We start from the raw sequence: 23,751 nt of genomic DNA, 5'->3' as shown, positions 1-23,751 counted from the left end.
AATGCGTTGCGTAGCGTGTCCATCACTGTCACGATCACGCGCCGGCGCCGTTGATACCTTCTGTCAGGAACTGGCGTAGCTGGGTCAGGCATCGTCCCCGGGTGGGCCCGAGACTCCCGATGGGCATCTCGAGCACCTCGGCCGCGTGCTCGTAGGACGGACGCCCGTCCTCGGCCTCGACGACCAGCACCCGCAGCACGTGCTGGCACCGGGAGCTCAAGCGCTGGAAGGCCGACCACAGCTCGGCGTCACGGTCGGCGATCAGGAACGGGCGCTCGGGCGCCTCCTCGGGCCCGGTCGGCCTGTCCAGCAACCACGTCTGCCCGACCGGCGTGGCCCGCTTGGCCCGCCGCAGGGCCACGAGCGCCTCGTTGCGGCAGGTGGTGGCGATCCAGGCGCCGAGCCGGGCCGGATCGCGCAGCGACCCGAGGTTTTCCAGCACCCGCAACCAGGTCTGCTGGAAGACGTCGGCGGCGTCGGCCTGACTGAGACGGTAGGCCCGGCAGGTGGCCCACACACGCCGCCCGAACCGCTCGACGATCTCGTTCCAGGCGGCCTGGTCACCGCCGACAGCCTTGCTGACGAGCTGGGCCACCTCGTCGCTCGGCTCCGTGCCGGTCATCGTCGCCTCCGCTGTGGACCCGCGAGCTGGTGACCCCCGAGCTGGTGACCCCCGAGCTGCTGACCCGTCGCCCGGTTCCCGCCCATCGGCTGCCGTAGATGTACCGATTTACCTTAGACCACCGCGGCCTCCGGAAGGTCCGGGCCCGGGGACTTCCGCGGTTCGTCCCCGCCGCACCCGGACGGGGTACCACGAAAGGGTTCGGCCGGATGTCCGCTGCATCATGCACCTGCGACCCCGCACCGTTCACTCGCACGGAGGGTTACTACGCGAGCGTCAAGCGTTACGTTCGCAGTCATGGATTTCTCCGCCACCTCCATCCTGCTCGGACTCGTCGTGATCGCCGCCGCCCTCGGCGGGGGCCTCGCGATCTATCTCGGCCTCCGCGGGGAGGAACCGGCCGTCGAGGAGCCCGGCCCGGCCGACACCGGCCGTCATCACGTCCCGGAGTGGCTCCTCGACGGTGACACCCGCCGGCTCGGCCCCGACGTGGTGCAGCGCAGCCGCGCCGACCAGCACCAGGCCTGACGCGAACGAGCCTTCACCAGCCCATCGTGCCCGGCGCACCCTTGAACGGGCCGGTGATGTCCGCAGTGATCCAGCCGCCGTAGAAGTCGCCCTCCTGGGCACGCACCACCTCGTCACCCACCCGGCACTCGTCGACACGGCCGGGGTAGAAGGCCACCGCGCCGGTCAGGTCCGCGTACGCGGGTGACGGCCGCTCGTAGGACCACCCGGCCTCGGGGACGCGGACCTCCCCGACGACCAGGTCCCAGTAGCTCGCGTTCCCCTTGAACTCGCAGAACGACCGCCCGCGCGCCGCCACCAGCACGTCGGGAGTGATGTCCTCCCGCGGCACGTAGTAGACGGGTGGGTGGGACGTCTCCAGCACCCGCAGGCACCGGTCGCTGCGGGCCACCACCACACCGGCGTGTGTGACCGTCACGCGGGCGGCGCTGCGTTCGAGCCGCGGCGGGCGCGGATAGTCCCAGACCGATTCCATCGTCCCAGTGTGGCAGTGCCTCCGGTCACCGCTCGTTTTCCTCGGTTTTCCCGGCCCCCGGCCGATCAGACGGACGGCCGAGGACGAGGGGGGATGACGCATGGGCACGACGCAGGTGTCCGTCCTGTCCCCGCGCAGCCTGCTGAAGGATCCGGCCCTGCGGGTCCTGGGCGCGATCACGGCGGCCGGTTTTGTGCTGTTCCTGATCTTCGACGGGCAGCAGACGCGGCTGGCGCAGACGTTCTGGGCGTTCCAGGTGCCGCTCGACGCGGCGCTCGCCCTCGGCGGGTGGCGTCTGCGGCAGGCCGCGCCGGCCCGGTTCCGGCGGTTCTGGACCATGATCACCTTTGCCGGTGTGTCGTTCACCATCGGCGACAGCTACCACTTCCTGCACACGCTCTTCGCCGCCGGCGTGCCCTCCAGCACCGGCGGCAGCGTCCAGACGGCCTTCTTCGCCGTGGGCATGTCCAGCAACGTCATCGCCTGCCTGATCTTCCCGCAGGGCCTGCGTACCGGGCGGGAGAAGTTCGTCTTCTGGCTGGACGCGACCACGGTGCTGGTCGGCGGGTCCGTCATGGCCTGGTGTTTTGCCGTCAACCCGATCGGGGACGCCCACACCGACCGGGTCACCGCGAGCGTCACCGCCGCGCTGGTCATCGTCGCGGCCTTCTCGGCCACCAAGGTGGCGCTCATCCCCGAGCCGCCGATGGCCCGCATCGCCGCGTGGCCGATGGTCGGCGCGGCCCTGCTCCAAGGCGTCAGTGCCTTCCTGCCCGGCCCGTTCCAGGAGCAGGACCATGCGTACGGGTACGCCCTGTGGCTGCTCCCGTCGTTGTTCATCGCGGCCGGTCCGCGCATCCAGGAGATCGTCGTGCGGGTCGGCGCGCACAGCGGCACCGCGAAGCGCCGCCCGTACAGCCTGCTGCCGTACGGGATGATCGCCCTGACCTTCCTGGTGTTCTTCGCGATGCTGCCCGAGCGGGTGTCGAGCCAGCTCTGGGGCGCCACCGCGGGTGTCGTGGTGATCACCTGTCTGGTCGCCGGGCGGCAGCTGGTCGCGTTCCAGGACAACATGAAGCTGATCCGGCGTCTCGACGTCGCCTTGAACGTGCTGCGGGACCACGAGGTGCTGCTGCGCCGGCAGGCGTCCTTCGACGGGCTGACCGGGCTGGCGAACCGGACGCACTTCAGCGAGGAGCTGGGCCGGGCGCTGGCCGGTCTCCGGACCGCCGACGAGGCGTCGGTGCTGCTCATCGATCTCGACGACTTCAAGACCATCAACGACACCATGGGTCACGCCGCCGGCGACGCCCTGCTCGTCACCGTGGCCGAGCGGCTGCGCGAGGCCGTGGGCGCCGACGATGTCGTCTGCCGGCTCGGCGGCGACGAGTTTGCCGTCCTCCTGCGATCCGCAGGTCCGGCGACGGCGATGCGGACGGCCGGGGAGATCCTGCGCGGGCTCGCCGTGCCGACGGAGGTGCAGCAGCACACCATCGTCACCCGGGCCAGCGTCGGTGTCGCCGGCGCGAGCCCCGGCGACGAGCCGTCGGCCCTGCTGAGCAACGCCGACATCGCGATGTACGAGGCGAAGCACCGCGGCAAGAGCACGTCCGTGGTGTACACCGACGCGATGGGCGCCCGGATCGGCTCGGAGGCCGATCTGATCCGCGAGCTGGCCCAGGCCATCGAGTCGGACCAGTTCTCGCTGGTCTACCAGCCGATCGTGCGGCTCGACGACATGGCGCTGACCGGTGTCGAGGCGCTGATCCGGTGGAACCACCCGAGCCGCGGGCTGGTCTCGCCGATCGAGTTCATCCCGATCGCCGAGCGCACGGGGCAGATCGTGGCGATCGGCGCCTGGGCGCTGCGCGAGGCCTGCCGCCAGGCCGCGGACTGGCGCCGGGAATTCCCGTCGGCGCTGAATCTGACCATCGGGGTCAACGTCGCCGGCCGGCAGCTCCGCACACCCGGGTTCGCCGACGAGGTGCGCGGCGTCCTGGAGCGTACGCAGCTCCCGGCCGCCTGCCTGAGCATCGAGGTCACCGAGACCGCGGTCCTGGACGACGAGGAGTCGCACGAGGCGATGCTGGCCCTGCGCGGTCTCGGCGTGAAGCTGGCGCTGGACGACTTCGGCACGGCCGCGTCGTCGCTCGGGCTGCTCCTGACCTGCCCGGTCACCACGCTCAAGCTGGACCGGTCGTTCGTCGAGTCGATCACCACGGTCGGCCGGCAGTCGGCCGTGGCCACCGCCGTCAGCCAGATGGCTCATGCCCTCGAGTTCTCCTCGGTGGCCGAGGGCATCGAGACCGACGAGCAGCGTGAGCTGATCCAGAGCCTCGGGTACGAGTACGGCCAGGGTTATCTGTTCTCGCGGCCGCTGCCGCCCGAGCTCATGGCCGACCTGTGGGCGGCGGCACCCCGGCCGGCACGGGCGAGCGCGGCCGCGGGTCGCTGATCAGGGCATCGGACCCCCGGCGCGCGGTCAGCCACCGGGCGAGGCGGCGCCCGAGCCGCTGACCGGGCAGCTCCACGAACCGGTGGGTGAGCCAGGACAGGCTCAGCAGCAGGGCGAGGAACGCCACCGCCACGGGCACCTCGGCGATCGCCGGCAACCGGTTGCCGAGACCGGTCAGCACCGGGGCCAGCAGCTGGATCAGCACGAAGTGCACGAGGTAGACGGAGTAGCTGACCACGCCGAGCCAGGCCAGTGCCCGGGGCGTGCGCCGGTGGCGGGTCAGCAGGGCGAGCGCGAAGGCACCGCCGAAGACCACCAGGGTGATGACGGAACGGGTGCGGTACCGGGCGGTCGGCGCGCCGAGGGCGTCGAGTTCGGCGTACCAGGTGAAGAGGAGGGCGGCGGCGACCGTGGCCGCGACGGTCAGGGCGGCCCACCACCGGAGCTGGCGCTGCTGGGCCCGGTAGAGGGTCGTGCCGACGAACATGACGGCGACGATGAGCAGGCCGTCCCAGACGTGGGCGGGGTCCTGATCGGCGACCAGCAACGTGCCGGCCAGCGCCGCCAGCAGCAGACCGCCCGGCACGACGGCCCACCGATGGCCGCTGGTCACCGCGACGAGCCCGATCAGCAGGCTCACGGCGGCCACGACGGTGGCCGTGCCGGTAGGGATCAGCGTCGGCGCGAGCGGGACCGTGCAGACCGTGAGCACGGCGAGGATCACGGCAACCGCTCCCCCGCGCCGGTGCCACCGGACGGCAAAGAGCGCGCTGACCAGCAGATAGAACACCATCTCGAAGGTCAAGGTCCAGAACACCGGTGTCACCAGCGGTACGCCCAGCAGGTGCGGCAGCATCGTCGCGTGCGCCACCGCCGACGTCCACGGATGCGCCGTCAGCCAGGGATCGAGGGGCACCAGCCCACCCAGGCCCAGCACGACGACCACCGCGGTGACCACCAGATAGAGCGGCAACAGGCGGAACAGCCGGCTGACCCAGAACGCGCGCAGACTCCCGTGCCGTTCCAGCGACGCCGGGATGATGAACCCGCTGACGAGGAAGAACAGCATGACCCCGGCGGTCCCGGCGTGCAGCCACTCGCTGGAGAAGTCCCGTGCGCCGCGGAACAGGTAGCGGCTCAGGTGGGCGTAGACGACCAGGAGCACGGCGAGCGCACGCAGCCCGTCCAGCCAGGCTATCCGTTCGCCGGGGGCGGGGACGGTGGCCGGCATCCGCGAACGATAGCCCGGGGAACCCCTCAGCGGGTGAGGGCCGGCTCCGCGGTGAGGACGCGGTTACGGCCCGCGTGCTTGGCGCGGTAGAGCGCACTGTCGGCACGGGCGATCAGCTCGTCCGAGGTCTCCGTGCCGTCCCAGGCCGCAACGCCGGCCGAGAACGTCTGGCCCGCCGGTGTGGCGGTCAACGCCCGGTGCAGGGCCTCGGTGGCCAGCTCCGGCCCGGCCGCCGGCAGCAGCACGATGAACTCCTCGCCACCCCAGCGGGCCAGGGTGTCCGTCGTCCGCAGCTGCCCGTGCCAGGCGGCCGAGGCTTCCTTGAGGAGGCGGTCGCCGGCCGGGTGCCCGTACGTGTCGTTGAAGGTCTTGAAGTTGTCGAGGTCGAGCAGGGCGACGCTGACGGGCACACCGTCGCGGCGGGCGACCTCCAGCGCGCGGGGCAACTCGTCGTTCCAGGCCCGGCGGTTGGCCAGGCCGGTGAGCTCGTCGGTCCGGGCCAGCTCGCGGACCAGGCGCGACTGCCGCTCGACCTGCCGCAGCAGCTGGCTCATCCGACCCACGACCAGCAGGAAGAGCACCGTCGAGCCGATGCCGATCGCGGTGCCGTTGGTCACCGAACCGTCGTACGCCTGGGCGATGAGGGTGACCGGGGCGACCAGCGACGCCGCCGTCAGGAGCAGCAGGAGGGCGGGGCTGACACCCCGCGACTGATCACCGGTGCTGCGCGAGAGTCCGGACGAGCTCGGGTGCAGCGCCGCGACCGCGAAGAGCGAGTACGCGACCAGCGCCACCGACTCCACCCCCCGGTTCACCAGCAGCATGTCCTGCACCTGCTCGTCGAGGTTGCCGAGGACGACCCAGCAGGTGTCGCCGACCAGGAACGCCGTCAGCGACGCGGTGACCCACCAGAACGCCGAGCCGCGGACACCGCCACCACGCAGCAGCCGGGCAGTGAGCGCGAGCAGGACCAGGTCGCCGATCGGGTAGCCGACCTGCACCGCCTTCGCCGCGGCGGTCATGCCCAGACCGAACGCCGTCGGCTGGATCACGAAGATCCAGGCGAGCAGACCGAAACCGACGGTCACGATGGCCGAGTCGATGACGGCCGCGGTGTTCCGCCGGCTCTCCCGCCGCCGGATCATGAGCACCAGCCCGTAGGCGCAGGCCGGGTAGAGGCCCAGGAAGAACGGGTCGGCCAGGGTGGGCATCGACGTCTGGTCCAGCACCAGGGTGCAGAACTCGGCGACAGCGATGCCGGTGGCGTTGGCGAAGATGCCGGCCGCGAAGAGGAACCACGGCAACCGGTCGTGACGGTTCATGCGGCGGGCGGAGGCCGCGATCGCCGCCGCGGCCGCCCAGCCCAGGCCGACCTGCCAGGGCACCTTCCAGGCGGGCGTCTCCGGGATCAGCTGATAGGCGACGATCGCGAGGAGCGCCGCCAGGGCGTACAGCTTCCAGAGGTGGGTCCGCACAGTCCCAGGAGACACCCGGCGGGGAGCAGCAGCGGTCCCGCCGGGTATCAGCCCGGGAGCACTCAGAACTCGAGGACCACCTGCAGCTCGTGGCGCCGGCGGGCGGCCAGGTCGTCGAGCAGGGCCGGGGCCTCGGCGAACGGCACCACGGCCGAGATCAGGTGCTTGCGGATCAGGTCGCCGTGGGAGCCGAGCAGCGCCACCGTCTCGGCCGAGAGGCGTTCGCGGTCCCAGGTCGGCGCGAGCCCGCGGGGCACCCGGCCGATCTGGGCGCAGCGCACGCCGAGACCGTTGTGGTGGAACTCCTCGCCGAGGCGTACCTCGTCGGCGCCGCCCTGATAGAAGGCCAGGTCCACGACCGTGCCCTGCGGACGCAGCAGACGCAGGGCCAGGTGCAGCGCGGAGGCCTGCCCGCGGCACTGGAACACCACGTCGGCGCCACGGTCGTCGGCCGTGTGCCGCCACCGCGTCTTCAGCGTCACCGCCGGATCGCCGGCCTCCGGGTCGAGGGTCTCCAGCCCGAGCGCCTCCGCGACCGCGCGCCGCTCGGGCGTCGGGTCGAGCACCACGACGGAGGCGGCGCCGTTCGCCTGGGCGAACAGAGCGGTCAGCAGACCGACGACGCCGGCACCGGTGACCGCGACACGACGACCGGCGACACCGTCGCCCAGACCCCGGACGGACGGGCCGCGCAGATCGGCCGCGGCGTGCAACAGGCCGTTGGCGCAGATCGGGCCCATGTGCGCGACGTAGATGCCGAGGATCGGGTCGAGCCCGGCGGGCAGCGGGACGACCCGGTCGACCAGTGGATCACCGGTGTACCCGGTGCGGTGGCCGTACGTCATCGCCACGACCGTCCCGTCGGCGACGGCCGGGGTGCTGCTCTCCTCGACCCGCCCGACCTCCATGTACCCGAGGCGGGTCACCGGGTACGCGTCGGGCGCCTCACCGCCGAACAGCCCCAGCACGGGGTCGAACCCCGCGTGCAGCGCCGGGTTGGTGCCCTTGACGTAGCTCAGCTCGGTGCCGGCCGAGACGCCGCTGTAGAGCGTACGGACGCGGAACGGCCCGGGGGTGACGTCCTCCTCGACGATCTCCAGCCGGCCGGGTGCCGTGACGACGAGGTTGCGGTCACGCATGGGCCACCGACTCGGCGACCGCGACGGCCAGGGCGTGGGTCTTCAGGGCCTCGGCGTAGGGCACGCGGATGTCGGAGCCCTCGCCGCGGACCGCCTCGATGAAGGCGCGGTCGACGGCGACCCGGGCCGAGTCGGGGTCGCTCTCGTAGGTGCGGGTGCCGTCGGCGTCCCGGACGACCAGGCTCGTCTCGGTGATCGCCAGGGCCAGGCCGTCGGCGTAGACCTCCAGGCCGGCGCGTTCCTTCCAGCCGAGGACGCAGGTGGCGGCGAGCGTGCCGACCGCGCCGCCGGCGAACCGCAGGGTCGCGGCCGTGGCGCTGTCCACGTCGGCGCCGTCCACGGGCGGGGCGGGGTTGCCGATCGCGGACACCTCGACGACCTCTCCGGCGAGGTGCCGGGCGAGGTCGAGGACGTGGGCGGCCTGCTCGACGACCGGACCGCCGGAGCGGTCGCGGTGCGGCCACCAGCCGACGGGCGGCACCTTGTCGAGCCAGGCGCCGCTGACGAGGCGTACCGGCCGGTCGCCCAGCAATTCCCGGGCCTGCTCGACGATCGCCAGGTAGCGCCAATGATGACCAACCGAGGTCAGGAGGTCACGCTCGGCGATGAGGCCATTGATTTCTTGCGCATCGTCCAAATTGAGCGCTATTGGCTTTTCCACGAATAGCGGTAGTCCAGCGGCGATCACGGCCCGCTCGGCCGGCCCGTGCGCAAACGGCGGAACGCACACGTACGCCGCGTCGAGCCCCGACTCCAGCAACGCCGCCACATCGGGCAGCGCTCGTGTGCCGTGCTCCGCGGCGAGTTTCTCCGCGGCTTCCGGCACGACGTCGGTCACGCCCACCACCTGCACGTCCGGCAGACCGGACAGCACCCTCGCATGACGCTGGGCCACGCCGCCCGCGCCGATCAGTCCCACTCTTGTTGCCGCCATGCGGTCTCCCCGTCTCGATCGGTGTCACCGCGCCAGGACTTCTCCGCGCCCGGACCGCCGAAACGTGTGACTTTTCCCCGCACCTCCCGGACACGCAGCCGTAACCCGGTGGCTGGATTGGCGCCTGCTACACCGGGCAAACGTTGATCTCCATTCGTGATCGTGACTCTTGGGGGGTGTGCCTTGGGGCACTCAAACACGACCGTGGCACCGGTGGCCTCGCCCGTCGTCGAAGCCTGGACGACCTATCGCACCGGCAACGCCGCGGACTGGACCGCACGGGGACTCGCGCGCGCCAAGAAGGGTGACCGCGTCAGCGTGGTCATCCCCGCCCGCAACGAGGAGGCGACGATCGGCGCGATCGTCTCCACGATCCGGCGCGAGCTGGTCGACCGCGTGTCCCTGGTCGACGAGATCCTGGTGGTGGACTCGCGCTCGACCGACACCACCGCCGCCGTCGCCCAGGCCGCGGGAGCCCGGGTGGTGAGCCAGGACGAGGTGACCCGGGGCCTGCCCCGGATGGACGGCAAGGGTGACGCCCTGTGGGCCGGCCTGGCCGCGAGCACCGGCGACATCGTCGCCTTCGTCGACGGCGACCTGCGGGAGTTCTCCTCCCACTTCGTCACCGGCCTGCTCGGTCCCCTGCTGACCGATCCCTCCGTCGAGTTCGTCAAGGGCTTCTACCACCGGCCCCTGGTCTCCACGACCGGCGTCGAGGCCGACGGTGGTGGCCGGGTGACCGAACTCGCGGCCCGCCCGATGCTCAACCTCTTCTGGCCCGACCTCGCGGGCATGGTGCAGCCCCTCGCCGGTGAGTACGCCGGCCGCCGCCGCACCCTCGAGCGGATCCCCTTCGTCTCCGGGTACGGCGTGGAGATCGCGATGCTGATCGACCTGCTGGACCTCGTGGGCCTCGACGCCCTCGCCCAGGTCGACCTGGGCGAGCGGTTCCACCGCCACCAGAACACCGAGGCGCTCGGCCGGATGTCGGCGCAGATCATGGTGACCGCCTGGTCGCGGCTGCACCGCCGTGGCCTGGTCACCGAGCCGATGCCGCCCTCGTCGCTGCTGACACAGTTCCGCCGCGGCGGCGACGCCCTGCCCCACCTGGACCGCGAGATCGTGGTGACCGACATCGGCGTGCAGGAGCGGCCGCCACTGGCGACGCTGCCCCGCCCGGTGGCGGTACCGGCCGCATGAGGGTCCTGGTCAACGCCGGGCCGTGGCTGCAGGTGCCGCCGCACGGGTACGGCGGCATCGAGAACGTGATCGCCACCCTCGTGCCGGAACTGCGCCGGCTCGGCGTCGAGGTGGTCCTCGCAACGGTCGGCGAGAGCTCACTTCCCGTCGAGGAACAGGTCTCCGTCTTCCCCGAGGGGATGTTCGGGGTGCTGCAGCGGCCGTACAACCAGGTCTGCGGGGTGGTCCCGGCGCACCAGAACGCCGTCGTGCGGCGCCTCGCCGAGGGGGACATCGACCTGGTCCACGACCACGTCGAGGCGGCCGGGCTGTCGACCCTCGTGGCGCTGGGGGCGTACGGGCCGCCGGCCCTGCACACCCTGCACTGGGATCTGCAGAAGCACCCCGAGCTCTACGGCACCTTCGACGGCGGTGACCGCGTACGCGTCAACGGCGTCTCCGCCGACCAGCTGACACACGCCCCCGCGGCGCTGCAGGCCGGTTCGGTCGGCCACGTCCACCTGGCGACACCGCTGGCCGTCGGCGCGGACCGCCGCGCACCGGTCGTCAAGGACGGTTCCGTGGTGGTGCTCGGCCGGATCAACCCCGGCAAGGGTCAGGATCTCGCCGCCCGGCTGGCCCACGAGGCCGGCTTCGACCTCGTGCTGGCCGGTCCGGTCGGGCCGTACCACCGGCCGGAGGACCTGGCCGCGGCGGACCAGCAGAACCCCGACGTGCGGTTCTGGCGCGAGCACGTCGCCCCGCACGTCGACGGTGACCGGGTGCGCTGGATCGGCACGGTCACCGGCGAGGACCGCGACCAGCTCGTGGCCGGCGCCCGGGCGACGTTGTTCCCGCTGCGCTGGAACGAGCCCGGCGGCACGGCGGTCGTGGAGTCCCTCGCGCTGGGCACCCCGGTGGTCGGCATCGCCCGCGGCTGCCTGCCCGAGCTGATCGAGCACGGCCGGACCGGCCTGCTCACCACGGACGAGGCGGAGCTCGGCGACCTGGTCCAGGCCGTCGACAAGATCGAGGAAGCCGAGTGCCGGGCGGAGGCGGCCCGCCGGTTCACCCCGGCGGTGATGGCCGCCGGTTACCTCGAGCTCTACGAGAAGGTCCGGAGCCTGGCCGCGGGGAGTACGGAGAGAAGCTGATCGGTTTCGGCCGCCGGTGCGGGACGGGCGTACAGGTAGCCCTGACCCTTGTCGCAGCCGAGGCTGATCAGCAACGCCGCCTGCTCCGGTGTCTCGACACCCTCGGCCACGGTGGTCAGGCCGAGGTCGTGCGCCATGCCGACGATGGTGCGGACCAGGGCGGTCCGCTGGCCCGCCTCCGCGTCCTCCCCGACCGGGAGGAACGACTTGTCGATCTTCAGGATGTCGATCGGCAGGTCGCGGAGGTAGGCCAGCGACGAGTAACCGGTGCCGAAGTCGTCGACGGCCACCCCGACGCCCGCCGCTCGCAGCTCGGTGAGGTGGGCCAGGCTCTGCGAGGCGTGGTCGCCGGTGCTGACCAGCACGCCCTCGGTGATCTCGAGGATGAGGGCCGGTGCCGGCAGACCCGTGTCCCGCAGCGCCCGGGCGACCTTGGCGGCAAAATCGGGCTCCCGCAACTGGCGCGGTGAGACGTTGACGGTGACCTTCGTGCCGTGCCGCTCGTGCCAGACGGCCGCGTCGCGGCAGGCGCGGCGCAGCACCCACTCCCCCAGCCGCACGATCAGACCGCTGTCCTCGGCCGCCGGGATGAAACTGTCCGGGAAGATCGGGGCCTCACCCGGCGGGCGCCAGCGCACCAGCGCCTCGACCGCGTCGAAACCGCCGGTGCCGAAGGAGAGGATCGGCTGGTAGTGCACGGCGAACTCGTCGGTGCCCAGGGCGCCGCGCAGCCGTTCGACGACCGCGATCCTGGTCTGCTGCTGGTCGCGGAGCCGGGTGTCGTAGCTGACCGCGCGGTCCTTGCCGGCCGCCTTGGCCGCGTGCAGCGCCATGTCGGCATCGCTGAGCGCCTCCGAGGCGGTCGCCCCCGGGTCGAGGCGGCGCACACCGATGCTGGCCGTCACGTACAGCCGGTGGTCACGCACCTCGACCGGGCGGCGCAACGCGTCCAGGACGGTCCCGCAGCTCTCGGTCACCCCGGACTGATCATCCTCGGTCAGCAGCACCGCGAACTCGTCGCCGCCGAGCCGGGCCACCAGCACCCGCTCGTCCAGCGACGTCCGCAGGCGTGACGCCACCCCGGACAGCAGCGCGTCGCCGACGGGGTGGCCGAAACTGTCGTTGACGTGCTTGAAGCCGTCCAGGTCCAGCATCAGCAGCGTGGCGGGCTCGCCGTCGCGTACGGCCGCATCGATCCGCTGCTCCAGCGAGAGGCGGTTCGGCAGCCCGGTCAGGGCGTCGTGCAGTGCCAGGTGGCTCATCCTGCGCTGCAGGGCCGCCTGCTCCTCCAGAGCCACCTGCAGCTCGGTGGCGCGCCGGGCGACCAGGGCACCAGCATGGGACAGCCTGATCACCAGCAGCACCGCGATGATGGCGGTGGCCGTGAGCGGGACGACGATGTCACCGGCGTCGAACTCACCCTCGCGCAGATCCTTCAGGAACGCGTACGCCGTGATCGCCGGGCCGACGAGGACAACGACCAGGTAGACGCCGGTGGTCCAGCGGCCGGCGGAGGACCGGCGGCTGCCCGGCGCGTCCGCCATCGAGGGATGCACCGCCGCGGCCCCGGTCAGCAGGTGGAACAGCAGCCAGCCGGCCACGCTGACGCCGGTGCCGGACCACGATCCGCCGGCGACGACGGAGAGGAAGTAGACGACGTCGGCCGACACCAGGGCAGCTGCCGCCAGCAGCAGGAACGTGTGCGATCGGGTCCGCACGCCCGCGGACACGACCAGCCGGACCGCGGCGGCGAGCACCAGGAGATCCACCAGCGGGTACACGACGATCTCGCCGCCGCTCGCCCACCCGCCGCGGTCGTTGACGAACGGGTCCAGCAGGAAGACCCAGACCACGACGGCGGCGGTGCACGCGGCGATGCCGGCCTCGGCCAGGCCGGACAGCGCCGAGCCCTGGCCGGCCGGGGTCACCGCGACGATCCCGGCGGCGAAGAACAGGTACATGGCTAAGTAGACGATCGTGAGCACGGGAACGTCCGTGAGGTCGGCACCGGCGAGGAACCCGATCCCCCAGACCAGACAGCTCAGCCCGCCGGCGGCCGGTCCGGCGGCGAGCAACCACCACGACCACGGACGGGCCGGCCGGTACGCGCGCACACCGGCGACCACCGCCACCACGGCAGCCGCAGCCACCAGGGCGTAGGCGAGTTGTTCACCCGCCTCGCCCAGCCACGGTGCGGCCAGCACGACGGGCAGCCCGCCGATCAGCAGCCGGCGCCACGCGTGCCTCATCCGTACAGGTTTCCCGCTGACGGGGTCCGGGCGCGGGATTTTCCCAAAGGTCAGACAGTCACGGTGACGCGAAGGCCTCCCGCCGGGCCCGGTTCCGCGGTGACGTCGCCGCCGTGGGCGCGGGCGACGGTCCGCACGATCGACAGGCCGAGCCCGGTGCCGCGGGCCGAGCCGACCCGGTCGGTCAGCCGCTGGAACGGCTCGAACAGCCGGTCGACCTCGTACCCGGCGATGGGCGGACCGGTGTTGGTGACCACGAGCCGGCCCGGTCCGCAGGTGACCTCGACGCTGCCGGGGCTGACGTTGTAGGTGACGGCGTTCTGGAGGAGGTTCTGCACCAGTCGTTCCAGGAGCACCGGATCGCCCGAGGTCGGCGCCGCCCGGGCGGTCAGCGTCAGCTCCACCCCGGCCGCCGCCGCCTCCGGGCGGGCCGCGCGGACGAGCCGGGTGACGATCTCGGTGAGATCCACCGGCACCGGATCGGTGATCTCCTGGTCCGACCGGGCCAGCAGGAGCAGCCCGTCGATCAGCGCCTCGTGCCGGGCGTTGACGGCCAGCATCGTCTCCCCCAGCTGACGGACCTCCGCCGACGGGTGCGGCCGGCTCAGCGCCACCTCGATCAGGGTGCGGTTGATGGCCAGCGGTGTCCGCAGCTCGTGGGAGGCGTTGGCGGCAAAACGACGCTGGGCGGCGAAGGCGGCGTCGAGGCGGGCCAGCATGTCGTCGAAGGTGTCCGCGAGCCGCCGCAACTCGTCGCGGGGCCCGGTCAGACCGATCCGCTCGTGCAGGTTGCGCTCGGCGATCCGGCGCGCGGTCGCGGTGATGTGCTGCAGGGGCCGCAGCGTACGCCCGGCGGCGAGCCAGGCCAGCGAGGTACCGGCCACCGCCACGGCGACCAGCGCGATGACACCCTGCTGCACCAGCGAGCCGAGCGTGTCGGCGCGGAACTCCTGCTGGAGCTTCTGGGCGAGCTGCCACCGGCTCTCCGCCTCCTCCTGCTCCTCGGCGGTGAGCCCCGTGGGCAGTGCGGTCAGGTCGAGCCCCGAGTTCGCCGGCACCGCGCGGGCGGCGACCACGGCCGAGGACGAACCGGCGACCACCAGCGTCTGGTCGACCTGCTGCGAGGTCAGCGCGCGGGCCAGCAGGAAGTAGGTGATCGTCAGCAGGGCTGCCCCCGCGACCAGGAACAACACGCTGTAGAGGGCAGTCAGCCGGACCCGGACGGTCCACCGGTGGGTCGTCACGGGATCTGATACCCCACTCCGGTCACGGTCTCGACGACCTGCGGCGGGCCGAGCTTGCGGCGCAGTGTCATCACGGTCACCCGGACGACGTTCGTGAACGGGTCGGTGTGCTCGTCCCAGGCGCGTTCCAGCAGCTGTTCGGTGCTCACCACCGCCCCGTCGGCCCGCAGCAGCTCCTCCAGCACCGCGAACTCCTTGCGGGAGACGCCGACGTACTGCCCGTCGCGGAAGACCTCCCGGCGGGCGGTGTCGAGCCGCAGACCGGCGCGGTGCAGCACCGGCGGCGCCGCCGGCCGGGCCCGGCGGCCCAGCGCCCGGATCCGGGCCAGCAGCTCGGCGAAGGCGAACGGCTTGGGCAGGTAGTCGTCGGCGCCCAGGCCGAGCCCGTGGACCCGGTCGTGGAGCTCGCCGGCCGCGGTCAGCATCAGCACGCGTACGTCACCGCCGGAGCCGGCCACCGAGCGGCACACGTCGTCGCCGTGCACCCGGGGCAGGTCCCGGTCCAGCACCAGGACGTCGTACTCGTTGACCGCCAGCCGCTGCAGGGCGGTCTCGCCGTCGTAGACCGTGTCCACGGCCAGTGACTGCAGCCGCAGCCCTTCCGCGATGGCGTCGGCCAGCACGACCTCGTCCTCGGCGATCAGTATCCGCATCCGTGCATGGTGACCGGCCCACCTATAAGACTGCTGTAAGCGCCGGCGCTGATGCCCGTCCTACGGCCCCTGCGGTGTGGTTGCGGCCGACCGAGAGGAGCCGTGATGACACGCGGACAGAAATTGTGGCTGATGGCGGTACCGATGATGCTCGTACCGGTGCTGGGTGGGTGTGGTGCGGCCGAGGACAGGCCGCGGGTGGCGTCGGCCGGCCGGGACGGCAGCGCCCCGGCCTCGGCCCCGCCGGCCGACGACACGCAGAAGGCGCGGGAGTTCGTGAAGTGCATGCGGGCGGCGGGGATCGAGCTGCCGGACCCCCGCTCCGACGGGATGATCGCTGTCCCGGCGCAGGCGGCCGGCTCGGAGGGCTCGCCCGGCGCGAAGAAGATGGACGCCGCGATGGAGAAGTGCCGCGACCTGCTCCCGGCCGGTGGCGAGCCGCCGAAGCTGTCGGCCGAGGACCTCACCAAGGCGCGGGATCTCTCGCGGTGCATGCGGGAGAACGGCGTACCGGAGTTCCCGGACCCGGACCCCGAGACCGGCGCCTTCGCGATGACCGAAGACCTCGGCGACAACTCCAAGCTGGGCAAGGCGACGGAGAAGTGCCGGGGTGTCGGGCCGGACGCCCTGCCGGGCATCACGGCGGTCAAATGAGCCGCCGCGCGAGGACCGTCGCGGTCGCGGCCGCGGCGGCCCTCGCCCTGGGCGGTGCGGCCGCGGTCGCCGTCACCCTCGACGACCGGTCCTCCGGTACGCCTGCAGCCGACCTGCCCCCGGCGACGACCACGGTGACCCGGCAGACCCTCGCCACCTCCGTCACCGTCGACGGCGAGCTGGGCTTCGGCACACCCGTACCGGTCGTCTCGAAGGCCACCGGCACCGTCACCTGGCTGCCGAAGGCCGGTGCGGTCGTCAGGCGCGGCGGCACCCTGCTGCGGGCCGACGACCGGCCGGTGGTCCTGCTCTTCGGCATCCTGCCGATGTACCGGCAGCTCTCCACGGGCGCCGAGGGGCCGGACGTCGAGCAGCTGGAACGCAACCTGCACAAGCTCGGCTACGACGGCTTCACCGTCGACGACGAGTTCACTGCTCTCACCGCGAAGGCCGTCCGCCGCTGGCAGAAGAAGCTGGGCCTGCGCGAGACGGGCACGGTCGACCCGGCCTGGGCGGTGGTGGCCAACGGCGCGATCCGGGTGGCGAAGCTGACCGTCCGACTCGGCGCCCCGGCGACGGGCGAGGTGTTCTCGGGCACCGGGGCGGCCTCGGTGGTCACCGCCGACGTCGACGCGGACGCCGCGGACTGGGCCCGGGAGGGCGCCCGCGTCAGCATCGCTCTGCCGGACGGCAAGAAGATCGCCGGCCAGGTGACCTTCGTCGGGACGAAGGCCGACCCGAAGGAGGGTGAGACCCCCACGGTGCCGGTCACGATCTCGCTCGCCGGCCGGGCGCCGGGCCGGCTGCGGGAGGCGCCGGTCGACGTGACCCACACCGGCGAGCAGCGCAAGGACGTGCTCACCGTCCCGGTCGCCGCACTGCTGGCCCTGGCCGAGGGCGGGTACGGGCTCGAGGTGGTCGCCGACGGCACCACCCGCTACCTCCCGGTCGAGGTCGGCCTGTTCGCCGACGGCCGCGCCGAGGTACGCGCCGACGGCCTGACCGAGGGCCTGACCGTGGGGATGCCCTCGTGATCACGATGACCGGCGCCGGCAAGGTGTACCCGGGTGGTGTCACCGCCCTCGCCGGGGTGTCGCTGGAGGTCGGCCCGGGTGAGCTCGTCGGTGTCGTGGGCCCCTCGGGGTCGGGCAAGTCGACGATGCTGCACCTGCTCGGCGCGCTGGACCGGCCGTCGACGGGCATCGTCCGCATCGCCGGGCACGATGTGGCGGCTCTCCCCGACCGGGCCCTGTCGGCGTTGCGGGCCCGGACGATCGGCTTTGTGTTCCAGCAGTTCCACCTGGCCGCCGGGGTGTCCGCAATGGACAACGTGGCCGACGGCCTGCTCTACACCGGGGTGCGGCGGCGGCAGCGGCGCGTCCGCGCGGCGCAGGCCCTCGACCGGGTGGGCCTGCGGCACCGGGCCCATCACCGTCCCCACGAGCTGTCCGGCGGCGAGCGGCAACGGGTGGCGATCGCCCGCGCGGTCGTCGGGGAACCGGCGCTGCTCCTGGCCGACGAGCCGACCGGCAATCTCGACTCGGCGGCCGGGGCGGTCGTGATGCGGCTGCTGCACGACCTGCACGCGGCCGGCACCACGGTCGTGGTCATCACGCACGACCGGGACATCGCGGAGGCGCTGCCCCGGCGGGTCGAGCTGCGCGACGGAAAGCTGGTGGCGCCATGAGTTCCCTGCGTCCGGCGCGGCTCGCCGGTGCCGACGTGCTGCGCCTGGGGGCGGCGGGCCTGCGGGCCAGGCCGCTGCGCATGGTGCTGTCGGCGGCGGGCATCGCCATCGGCATCGCGGCGATGCTCGCGGTCATCGGCATCTCCGCGTCGAGCCGTGCCGGTCTGGACCGGACCCTCGCGGCGCTGGGCACCAACCTGCTCACCGTCGCGCCGGGCCGGACGTTCTCCGGTGCGGACGCCGACCTGCCCGCCGAGTCCCTGGCCATGGTCGGGCGCATCGGCCCGGTCCGCTCGGTCAGCGCCATCGCGCGCCTGGCCGCGAAGGTCTACCGCACCGAGCGGATCCCCGAGGGCGAGACGGGCAGCATCGCGGTCCTCGCCGCCCGGCCGGACCTGCCCGGTACGGTCGGCGCCCGGACCGCGCAGGGCCGCTGGCTCGACGCCACCGTGGACGGCCCGGTCGTGGTGCTCGGCGACACGGCCGCCCGCCGGCTGGGCATCCCGGGGCGCCGGGCCCGCGGGTGTGGCTGGGCGGTCTCTGGTTCTCCGTGGCAGGCATCCTGGCCCCGGTGCCGCTGGCGCCCGAGCTGGACTCGGCCGCCCTGGTGGGCTGGACCACCGCCGCGCGGCTGCTGGACTTCGACGGCTCGCCGACCACCGTCTACACGCGGTCGGTCGAGCAGTCCGTCGAGGAGGTCCGCCAGGTGCTGGCCGCGACGGTCAACCCGCAGGCGCCCAACGAGGTCCAGGTCTCCCGCCCGTCCGACGCCCTGGCCGCGGCCCGGGCCACCGACGCGGCGCTGAACGGCCTGCTGCTCGGCCTGGGCGCGGTCGCCCTGCTGGTCGGCGGGGTCGGCGTGGCGAACACGATGGTGATCTCCGTCCTGGAACGACGCTCGGAGATCGGTCTGCGGCGGGCCCTGGGTGCGACCGGAGGCCAGGTCAGTGTGCAGTTCCTGATGGAGTCGCTGCTGCTCTCGGCCCTGGGCGGCGGTGCCGGTGTGCTCTGCGGCGTGCTGGCCACCGCGGGCTGGTCGTGGTGGCGGTCGTGGCCGGTGGCTGTCCCGCTGTGGGCGCTCGCCGGTGGTTTCACGGCGACGCTGGTGGTCGGCGCCCTGGCCGGTCTCTATCCGGCACTGCGCGCGGCGCGGCTCTCCCCGACCGAGGCCCTCGCGCGGTGAGTCAGTCCCGCAACGTCGCCGACGGCGGTACGCCGTACCGGCTGCGGTACAGCCCCGCGAACCGCCCGAGGTGCAGGAAGCCGCAGCTGTAGGCGACCTCCGTGACGGTCGTCCGGCCCGGGTCGGCACGGCGCAACTCGTCGTGGACCCAGGCCAGGCGGACGTCGCGGAGGTACGCCATCGGCGACGTCGACAGGTGCCGCTGGAAGCTGTCCTGCAGCGACCGGGCGCTCACCCCGGCAGCGGCCGCGAGGTCGGCGACGGTGAACGGGCGGGCCGGATCGGCCCGGATGACCTCGATCGCACGCTGCACGGCGCGGGGTGTCGCCAGGGTCGTGCGCCGCCGCTCCAGCCGGTCACGGTAGTTGTGGGGCACGGCCAGGAGCAGACCGGCGACCAGGCTCTCCCGGAGCCGGCGGCCCAGCACCGGGTGGCCGGTGAGACCTTCCGGCTGCGCGGCGTCGGCGGCGATCAGGTGGGCGAGCCGCAGCCAGGTCGCGCCGGCGCCGCGGGACACGTCGAGCTCGGGACTCAGCCGCAGCGGTGTGGTCACCGGCGCGTCGAGCATCCGCTCCAGCTCGGCCTCGAGGACCGGACGTTCGATCTTGATCGCCAGGACCCGGGTGGCCGCGTCCCACCGGTCGAGGGTGGTGTCACCGTCCGGTGAGAACACGGCGGCGCTGCGCGGGGTGGCGAGGATCGGCTCCCGCCGACCCTGACGCCACAGCAGGTCACCACCCGACGGCAGATCGACGTGGTAGGCGCCGAGCTCACCGAACCGGAGGCGGACGTCGGTGCCGAACCGCAGGTCGCCGATCGTGAAGAGACCGGCGCGGGTGATCTCGAAGTCGACCGCCGGCAGGGCGCCGGGCGAGAGCCCGTCGATGACGTTCGGGTAGAAGTGCTCGGCCAGCATGCCGCGCGCCTGGTCGAGGTCCGAGGAGTTCAGATGGACGGTGCGCACCGGGTCAGCCGGCGGCCCAGGGCCACGGCCCCGTGATGTCGAGAACCCGGCTCACCACCCCGCGAGCATCCCGTACGCGGAACCGCACGTCCAGTGCCGCGGTGGCCGAGCGGCAGCCGATCAGCGCGGTGAGGCCGCCGGCGTCCAGAAAGGTCACCGCGGTGAGCAGCAGGATGATCTCGCGGACCTCGGGACGGCGTGCGGCCGTCCCGACGCTGCGGCCCAGGTCGACGCCCGTCTGGCCGTCGAGCTCACCGGTCGCGCTCAGCACGAGGGCACCGGCGGGGCCGGGCTGCTCGGTGATCGCCAGGAGTGTCCGCATCGCGACGAAGGCTACGCAACTCGTTGCCCTATGGCAAAGATCTGCGTCAGGACGAGTGAACGAGGGCACCTTCGGCGGCTATCGACGCCGCGATGACAGCCGCGGCATCCTCGGCCAGGGCTCCCGGAGTGCCGAAGCCGCTCCGGGAGGCGTACGCCCGCCACGACGCGCCGGCGTGGCTCGCGGCGACAGCCGCCACCGCCGCGATCAGCGCGGGTGCGACCACACCGGCGCCCGCCCGGCGCGCGAGGACGGCACCGGCGAGCGCACCGAGCACGATACGGCCACCCAGCGGTCCCGGTTCGAGCCGGCTCGGCGTACCCGGCAGCTTGTCGACGACGAGCTCACCCGCCGCCGCCAGGGTCGCGAGGATCCGGACCGGTCCTCCCCTGCGCTGGGCCAGAGCGGCGAGCGGGGTCGCGCTGCGGGCACCGGCGGCGGCGCCGAGCACGGCCGCGCGGAGCAGGACATGATCAGTCATGACGCAGCGCTACCCCCGGGTGACATCGTCAAACGCCCCGGGCCGGACGTCGGCGACCGGACCAGGGCCCGGGCCTCCGCGACGCTCAGCTCCCGTCCGGCGGCGGCCAGCGCGTCGAAGCCCGCACGGCCGAGAACGGCGGTGAGGCGGTCGCCGACCCGCTCGAGCTCGTCGCGTTCGGCCGGGGCGGCCGGGGCCCCGGCGGTCTCGCGAGCGGCGGCCGCGGCACCGAGCAGCCGGGCGTGCGACCTCCGGCTCGGCCCCGGCCACGCCGACGCCATCCCCTCCAGGGTGCTGATGGTGTCGCGCGGGGCGCCCATCGCCTCGGCGGCCGCGTACGCCTCGGCGTGCAGCGCCAGGGCCGCCTCCGGGTCGCCGCTCTGCTCGGCCGCATAGCCCAACTCGACCAGGACCATCGGCAGGTAGAGCGCCGGTTGCGACTCGCTGCGGCCCTGGTCGGCGAGGTTCGTCAGGTGGGTCACGGCGACGTCGAGCTTGCCCTCGCGCCGGGCGGCGATGCCGAGGCTCAGCTCCGCGAAGACCACGGCGGTCGGCGCGCCCTGCTCGACGGCCAGCCGGTACGCGCGTTCGGCCAGCTCGCGGCCCGCCGGGTAGTCACGGGTCTGCACCGCCAACCAGGCCAGCCAGGACAGGGTGCTGCCGGCCTCGGGCCACAGCGACAGCTCCTGCGCCCACCGCAGTCCTTCGCGGTGCAGGGCGGCCGCGCGTTCGAGCTCGCCGCGCATCTCGGCGAGCCCGCCGAGCCACCCGTTCGCCTGCAGGCGGCCCCAGCGGTCGCCCAGCCCGGCGAAGAGGGCGGCGCTGCGGGTGCCCGCGCGTTCCAGGGCTTCGAGGTCGCCGGCGGCGTGCGCGAGCATCGCGCGGGAACTGAGGACCGCGGCCTCGGTCCAACTGTCGACGAAGGTGTCCGGCAGCAGCGCTGCGGCCAGGGTCACGTCGCCACGGTCGAGAACCGCGGAGGCGACGAACCACGTGGCCGGGCCGTCGGTGCGGCCCGCCACCGCGGCCCGGACCTCGTCCGGTACGACCGGGGCACCCTGCCGCAGGGCGAAGCCGAGTCGCCAGGGCGCGGCGCGGATCTCGTCGGCGGGGTCGCCTGCGGCCGCCAGGGCCCGGCGGGCCTCGGTGAGCCGCCCGCGCAGGAACCAGTACCAGCTCAGCGCGAGGGCGAGACGCAGGCCGCCGCGGACCAGGGCCGTCCGGAGGTTCGCCGTCTCCGCGTCGAGGCGGGCCAGCCACTCCTGCTGGCCGGCGCCGCGCAGCTGCGGATCGGCCGTCTCGGCCAGCGCGGTGAAGAAGGCCGCGTGCCGGGCCCGGACGTCGTCGGCCCCGGTGAGCCGTTCGAGGCAGAACGCCGCCACGGACTCGAGCAGCCGGTAGCGGGGACGGGCGCCGGTGTCGTCGAGGACCACCAGCGAACGGTCGACCAGCCGGGCGAGGACGTCGAGGTCGGTGCCGCAGACCTCCTCGGCGGCCTCGGGCGTGCAACCGTCGCTGAAGACCGCGAGCCGGGCCAGCACGAGGCGTTCGGTGTCGTCGAGGAGATCCCAGCTCCAGCCGATCACCGCGGTCAGGGTGCGCTGCCGCGGCGCGACGTCACGCTGGGTGGTGCTGAGCAGCCGGAACCGGTCGTCGAGGCGGTCCACGACCCCCTGGACACCGAGCGCGCGGACCCGGGTCGCGGCGAGTTCGAGGGCCAGCGGCAGTCCGTCGAGGCGGCGGACGAGCTGGGCCACCACCGGCGCGGTCCGGTCGTCCAGCCGGAAACCTCGCTGCTGCGCGGCCGCCCGCACGGCGAAGAGCCGGGCCGCGGCCGACCGCCGGACAGCGTCGGGGTCACGGTCGTCCTCCGGTACGGCCAGCGGCGGCACCTCCCAGAGGAACTCGCCCGTGAGCCCGAGGGGTTCACGGCTGGTGGCCAGCACGCTGACGCCGGGAGCCTCGCGCAGCAACCGGGCGACCAGACCGGCCACGGCTTCGACCACGTGCTCGCAGTTGTCCAGCACCAGCAGGAGCTGCCGCTGCCCGAGCGCGGTGCACAGGCGGTCGGTCGCGGACAGGCCGGTCCCCGCGGACTCGCGCAGGTCGAGTGCCCCGAGCACCAGCTCGGCGATGCCCGGGTCGCCGGCCGGGAGCGGAGCGAGCTCGATAAGGTGCACGCCGTCCGGGACCGTGCGCTCCCGCGCGGCCTCCGTCGCCAGCCGGGTCTTGCCGACTCCGCCGGGGCCGATCAGTGTGACCAGCCGCCGCTCCGGGAGCAGGGTGCGCAGCCCGGCCAGGGCCTCGGCCCGTCCGACCAGGTCGTCGAGCCGCGCCGGCAGGCTGTTGCGCACGATCGCGGTCCGGGGCGCGGCGGCCAGCCCGGTGTCCTGTTCGAGGATCCTGCGGTGCAGCGCGGTCAGCTCCGGGCCGGGATCAAGGCCGAGCTCGTCGGCGAGGCGGGCGCGCAGGTCGGTGTAGCTGTCGAGGGCCTCGGACTGGCGGCCGGCGGCGTACAGGGCTCGCAGGTGCAGGGCGCGCAGGCCCTCGCGCAGCGGATGCCGGGCGACCAGCTCCGCCAGCTCGGCGGCGACCAGATCGTGCTCACCCGCGGCCAGGCGGGCCTCGGCGAGCCGCTCGTGGACGGCGAGCCGCTGCTCGGCCAGTCGCAGGGCCTCGGCCCGCACGAACTCCTCGTCCGCCATGTCGGCGTAGGCGTCACCGCGCCACAGGGCCAGGGCCGCAAGGAGCCGCCCGGTGTCGGTCGCGCTCGCGAGCTCGGCGAAGCGATCGGCGTCCACCGCGGCGGTCCGCAGCACGTAGCCCGGTGGCCGGGACTCGATCAGGTCGCGGGCACCGGGCTCGGCGTCGTTGAGGGCCTTGCGCAGCTGCGAGACGCGCACCTGGAGGGCGCCCGCGGGGTTGGCCGGAGCATCGTCGCCCCACAAGTCCTCGATCAGCCGGTCGGCCGACACCACCTGGTTGCGGTGCGCGAGCAGGTCCGCCAGCAGCACCCGCACCTTGACCCCGGGCACCACCACCGGCTCACCGGCACCGGTCGTGACGGCGAGCGGCCCGAGCACCCCGAACTCCACGGCGAGCATCCTAACCGCCGTAAGACG

20 protein-coding genes and 1 pseudogene are annotated in these 23,751 nt (G+C 73.3%); 8 read left to right on the top strand and 13 right to left on the bottom strand.

Annotated elements, in window-relative coordinates:
- Positions 1-34: 34 nt before the first annotated feature.
- Positions 35-622 (bottom strand): RNA polymerase sigma factor, encoded by a 588-nt coding sequence (locus AFR_RS17530; protein ID WP_023361988.1) that lies wholly within the window; start codon positions 620-622, stop codon positions 35-37.
- A 297-nt stretch (positions 623-919) separates the two neighbouring features.
- On the opposite strand from AFR_RS17530, the gene AFR_RS17525 reads away from it, so the two are divergent.
- Complete coding sequence (locus tag AFR_RS17525) at positions 920-1,150, top strand: hypothetical protein (RefSeq protein ID WP_023361986.1); 231 nt, start codon at positions 920-922, stop codon at positions 1,148-1,150.
- Between the two features lie 13 nt (positions 1,151-1,163).
- On the opposite strand, the gene AFR_RS17520 is transcribed toward AFR_RS17525, so the two are convergent.
- On the bottom strand, positions 1,164-1,625 hold the full coding sequence (locus AFR_RS17520; protein ID WP_023361984.1) for a DUF427 domain-containing protein: 462 nt from the start codon (positions 1,623-1,625) through the stop codon (positions 1,164-1,166).
- Between the two features lie 100 nt (positions 1,626-1,725).
- On the opposite strand from AFR_RS17520, the gene AFR_RS17515 reads away from it, so the two are divergent.
- A complete protein-coding gene (locus AFR_RS17515; protein ID WP_023361982.1) occupies positions 1,726-4,080 on the top strand; it encodes a putative bifunctional diguanylate cyclase/phosphodiesterase in 2,355 nt (784 codons plus the stop codon).
- Here the strand turns inward: AFR_RS17515 and AFR_RS17510 are convergent.
- From AFR_RS17510 to AFR_RS17495, 4 genes are all read right to left on the bottom strand, one after another.
- Positions 4,016-5,311: an acyltransferase family protein gene (locus tag AFR_RS17510; protein WP_023361980.1), complete on the bottom strand. Its 1,296-nt coding sequence runs from the start codon at positions 5,309-5,311 to the stop codon at positions 4,016-4,018. The genes AFR_RS17515 and AFR_RS17510 overlap by 65 nt on opposite strands.
- Before the next feature lie 26 nt (positions 5,312-5,337).
- A complete protein-coding gene (locus tag AFR_RS17505; protein ID WP_023361978.1) occupies positions 5,338-6,786 on the bottom strand; it encodes a GGDEF domain-containing protein in 1,449 nt (482 codons plus the stop codon).
- Positions 6,787-6,848: 62 nt separating this feature from the next.
- A complete protein-coding gene (locus AFR_RS17500) occupies positions 6,849-7,925 on the bottom strand; it encodes a zinc-dependent alcohol dehydrogenase (RefSeq protein ID WP_023361976.1) in 1,077 nt (358 codons plus the stop codon).
- Positions 7,918-8,859 (bottom strand): Gfo/Idh/MocA family protein, encoded by a 942-nt coding sequence (locus AFR_RS17495; RefSeq protein WP_041840933.1) that lies wholly within the window; start codon positions 8,857-8,859, stop codon positions 7,918-7,920. The genes AFR_RS17500 and AFR_RS17495 overlap by 8 nt, the downstream gene beginning before the upstream one ends.
- Before the next feature lie 213 nt (positions 8,860-9,072).
- On the opposite strand from AFR_RS17495, the gene AFR_RS17490 reads away from it, so the two are divergent.
- Positions 9,073-10,059, top strand: a complete 987-nt coding sequence (locus AFR_RS17490; protein ID WP_238547293.1) for a glucosyl-3-phosphoglycerate synthase — start codon at positions 9,073-9,075, stop codon at positions 10,057-10,059.
- A complete protein-coding gene (locus tag AFR_RS17485) occupies positions 10,056-11,192 on the top strand; it encodes a glycosyltransferase (protein ID WP_023361970.1) in 1,137 nt (378 codons plus the stop codon). The genes AFR_RS17490 and AFR_RS17485 overlap by 4 nt, the downstream gene beginning before the upstream one ends.
- Here AFR_RS17485 and AFR_RS17480 read toward each other — a convergent pair.
- From AFR_RS17480 to AFR_RS17470, 3 genes are read right to left on the bottom strand one after another with little or no spacing between them, the layout of a single operon-like run.
- On the bottom strand, positions 11,144-13,441 hold the full coding sequence (locus AFR_RS17480) for a putative bifunctional diguanylate cyclase/phosphodiesterase (protein WP_023361968.1): 2,298 nt from the start codon (positions 13,439-13,441) through the stop codon (positions 11,144-11,146). The genes AFR_RS17485 and AFR_RS17480 overlap by 49 nt on opposite strands.
- Positions 13,442-13,491: 50 nt before the next feature.
- Positions 13,492-14,685, bottom strand: a complete 1,194-nt coding sequence (locus AFR_RS17475; RefSeq protein ID WP_023361966.1) for a sensor histidine kinase — start codon at positions 14,683-14,685, stop codon at positions 13,492-13,494.
- Entirely contained in the window at positions 14,682-15,338 is a 657-nt protein-coding gene (locus tag AFR_RS17470; protein WP_023361964.1) for a response regulator transcription factor, read from the bottom strand. Before AFR_RS17470 ends, AFR_RS17475 begins: the two co-directional genes overlap by 4 nt.
- Positions 15,339-15,443: 105 nt before the next feature.
- Here AFR_RS17470 and AFR_RS47455 point away from each other — a divergent pair, with 105 nt between their 5' ends.
- From AFR_RS47455 to AFR_RS17450, 4 genes and pseudogenes are all read left to right on the top strand, one after another.
- The gene (locus AFR_RS47455) at positions 15,444-15,992 is read left to right on the top strand and encodes a hypothetical protein (protein WP_023361962.1); all 549 of its coding nucleotides are present in this window, start codon (positions 15,444-15,446) and stop codon (positions 15,990-15,992) included.
- Complete coding sequence (locus AFR_RS17460; protein ID WP_023361960.1) at positions 15,989-17,026, top strand: peptidoglycan-binding protein; 1,038 nt, start codon at positions 15,989-15,991, stop codon at positions 17,024-17,026. Before AFR_RS47455 ends, AFR_RS17460 begins: the two co-directional genes overlap by 4 nt.
- Before the next feature lie 5 nt (positions 17,027-17,031).
- Positions 17,032-17,679 carry an ABC transporter ATP-binding protein gene (locus AFR_RS17455; protein WP_084298391.1) on the top strand — a complete coding sequence of 216 codons (648 nt, stop codon included), beginning with the start codon at positions 17,032-17,034 and terminating at the stop codon, positions 17,677-17,679.
- Positions 17,676-18,862: pseudogene (locus AFR_RS17450) on the top strand (ABC transporter permease). Before AFR_RS17455 ends, AFR_RS17450 begins: the two are co-directional and overlap by 4 nt.
- 1 nt (position 18,863) lies before the next feature.
- On the opposite strand, the gene AFR_RS17445 reads toward AFR_RS17450, so the two are convergent.
- The 4 genes from AFR_RS17445 to AFR_RS17430 are packed head-to-tail and all read right to left on the bottom strand — an operon-like array spanning position 18,864 to position 23,724.
- Complete coding sequence (locus AFR_RS17445; RefSeq protein WP_023361954.1) at positions 18,864-19,826, bottom strand: AraC family transcriptional regulator; 963 nt, start codon at positions 19,824-19,826, stop codon at positions 18,864-18,866.
- A 4-nt stretch (positions 19,827-19,830) separates the two neighbouring features.
- Positions 19,831-20,148: an STAS domain-containing protein gene (locus tag AFR_RS17440; RefSeq protein ID WP_023361952.1), complete on the bottom strand. Its 318-nt coding sequence runs from the start codon at positions 20,146-20,148 to the stop codon at positions 19,831-19,833.
- 46 nt (positions 20,149-20,194) lie between these two features.
- On the bottom strand, positions 20,195-20,629 hold the full coding sequence (locus AFR_RS17435) for a hypothetical protein (protein WP_023361950.1): 435 nt from the start codon (positions 20,627-20,629) through the stop codon (positions 20,195-20,197).
- Positions 20,626-23,724, bottom strand: a complete 3,099-nt coding sequence (locus AFR_RS17430; protein ID WP_023361948.1) for an AfsR/SARP family transcriptional regulator — start codon at positions 23,722-23,724, stop codon at positions 20,626-20,628. Before AFR_RS17430 ends, AFR_RS17435 begins: the two co-directional genes overlap by 4 nt.
- Positions 23,725-23,751: the final 27 nt, after the last annotated feature.

The organism is Amorphoplanes friuliensis DSM 7358, from assembly GCF_000494755.1.
GTDB classification, from domain to species: domain Bacteria; phylum Actinomycetota; class Actinomycetes; order Mycobacteriales; family Micromonosporaceae; genus Actinoplanes; species Actinoplanes friuliensis.
Note: the sequence above shows the minus strand (reverse complement) of the source record. Positions and strands in the feature narration are given on the sequence as shown.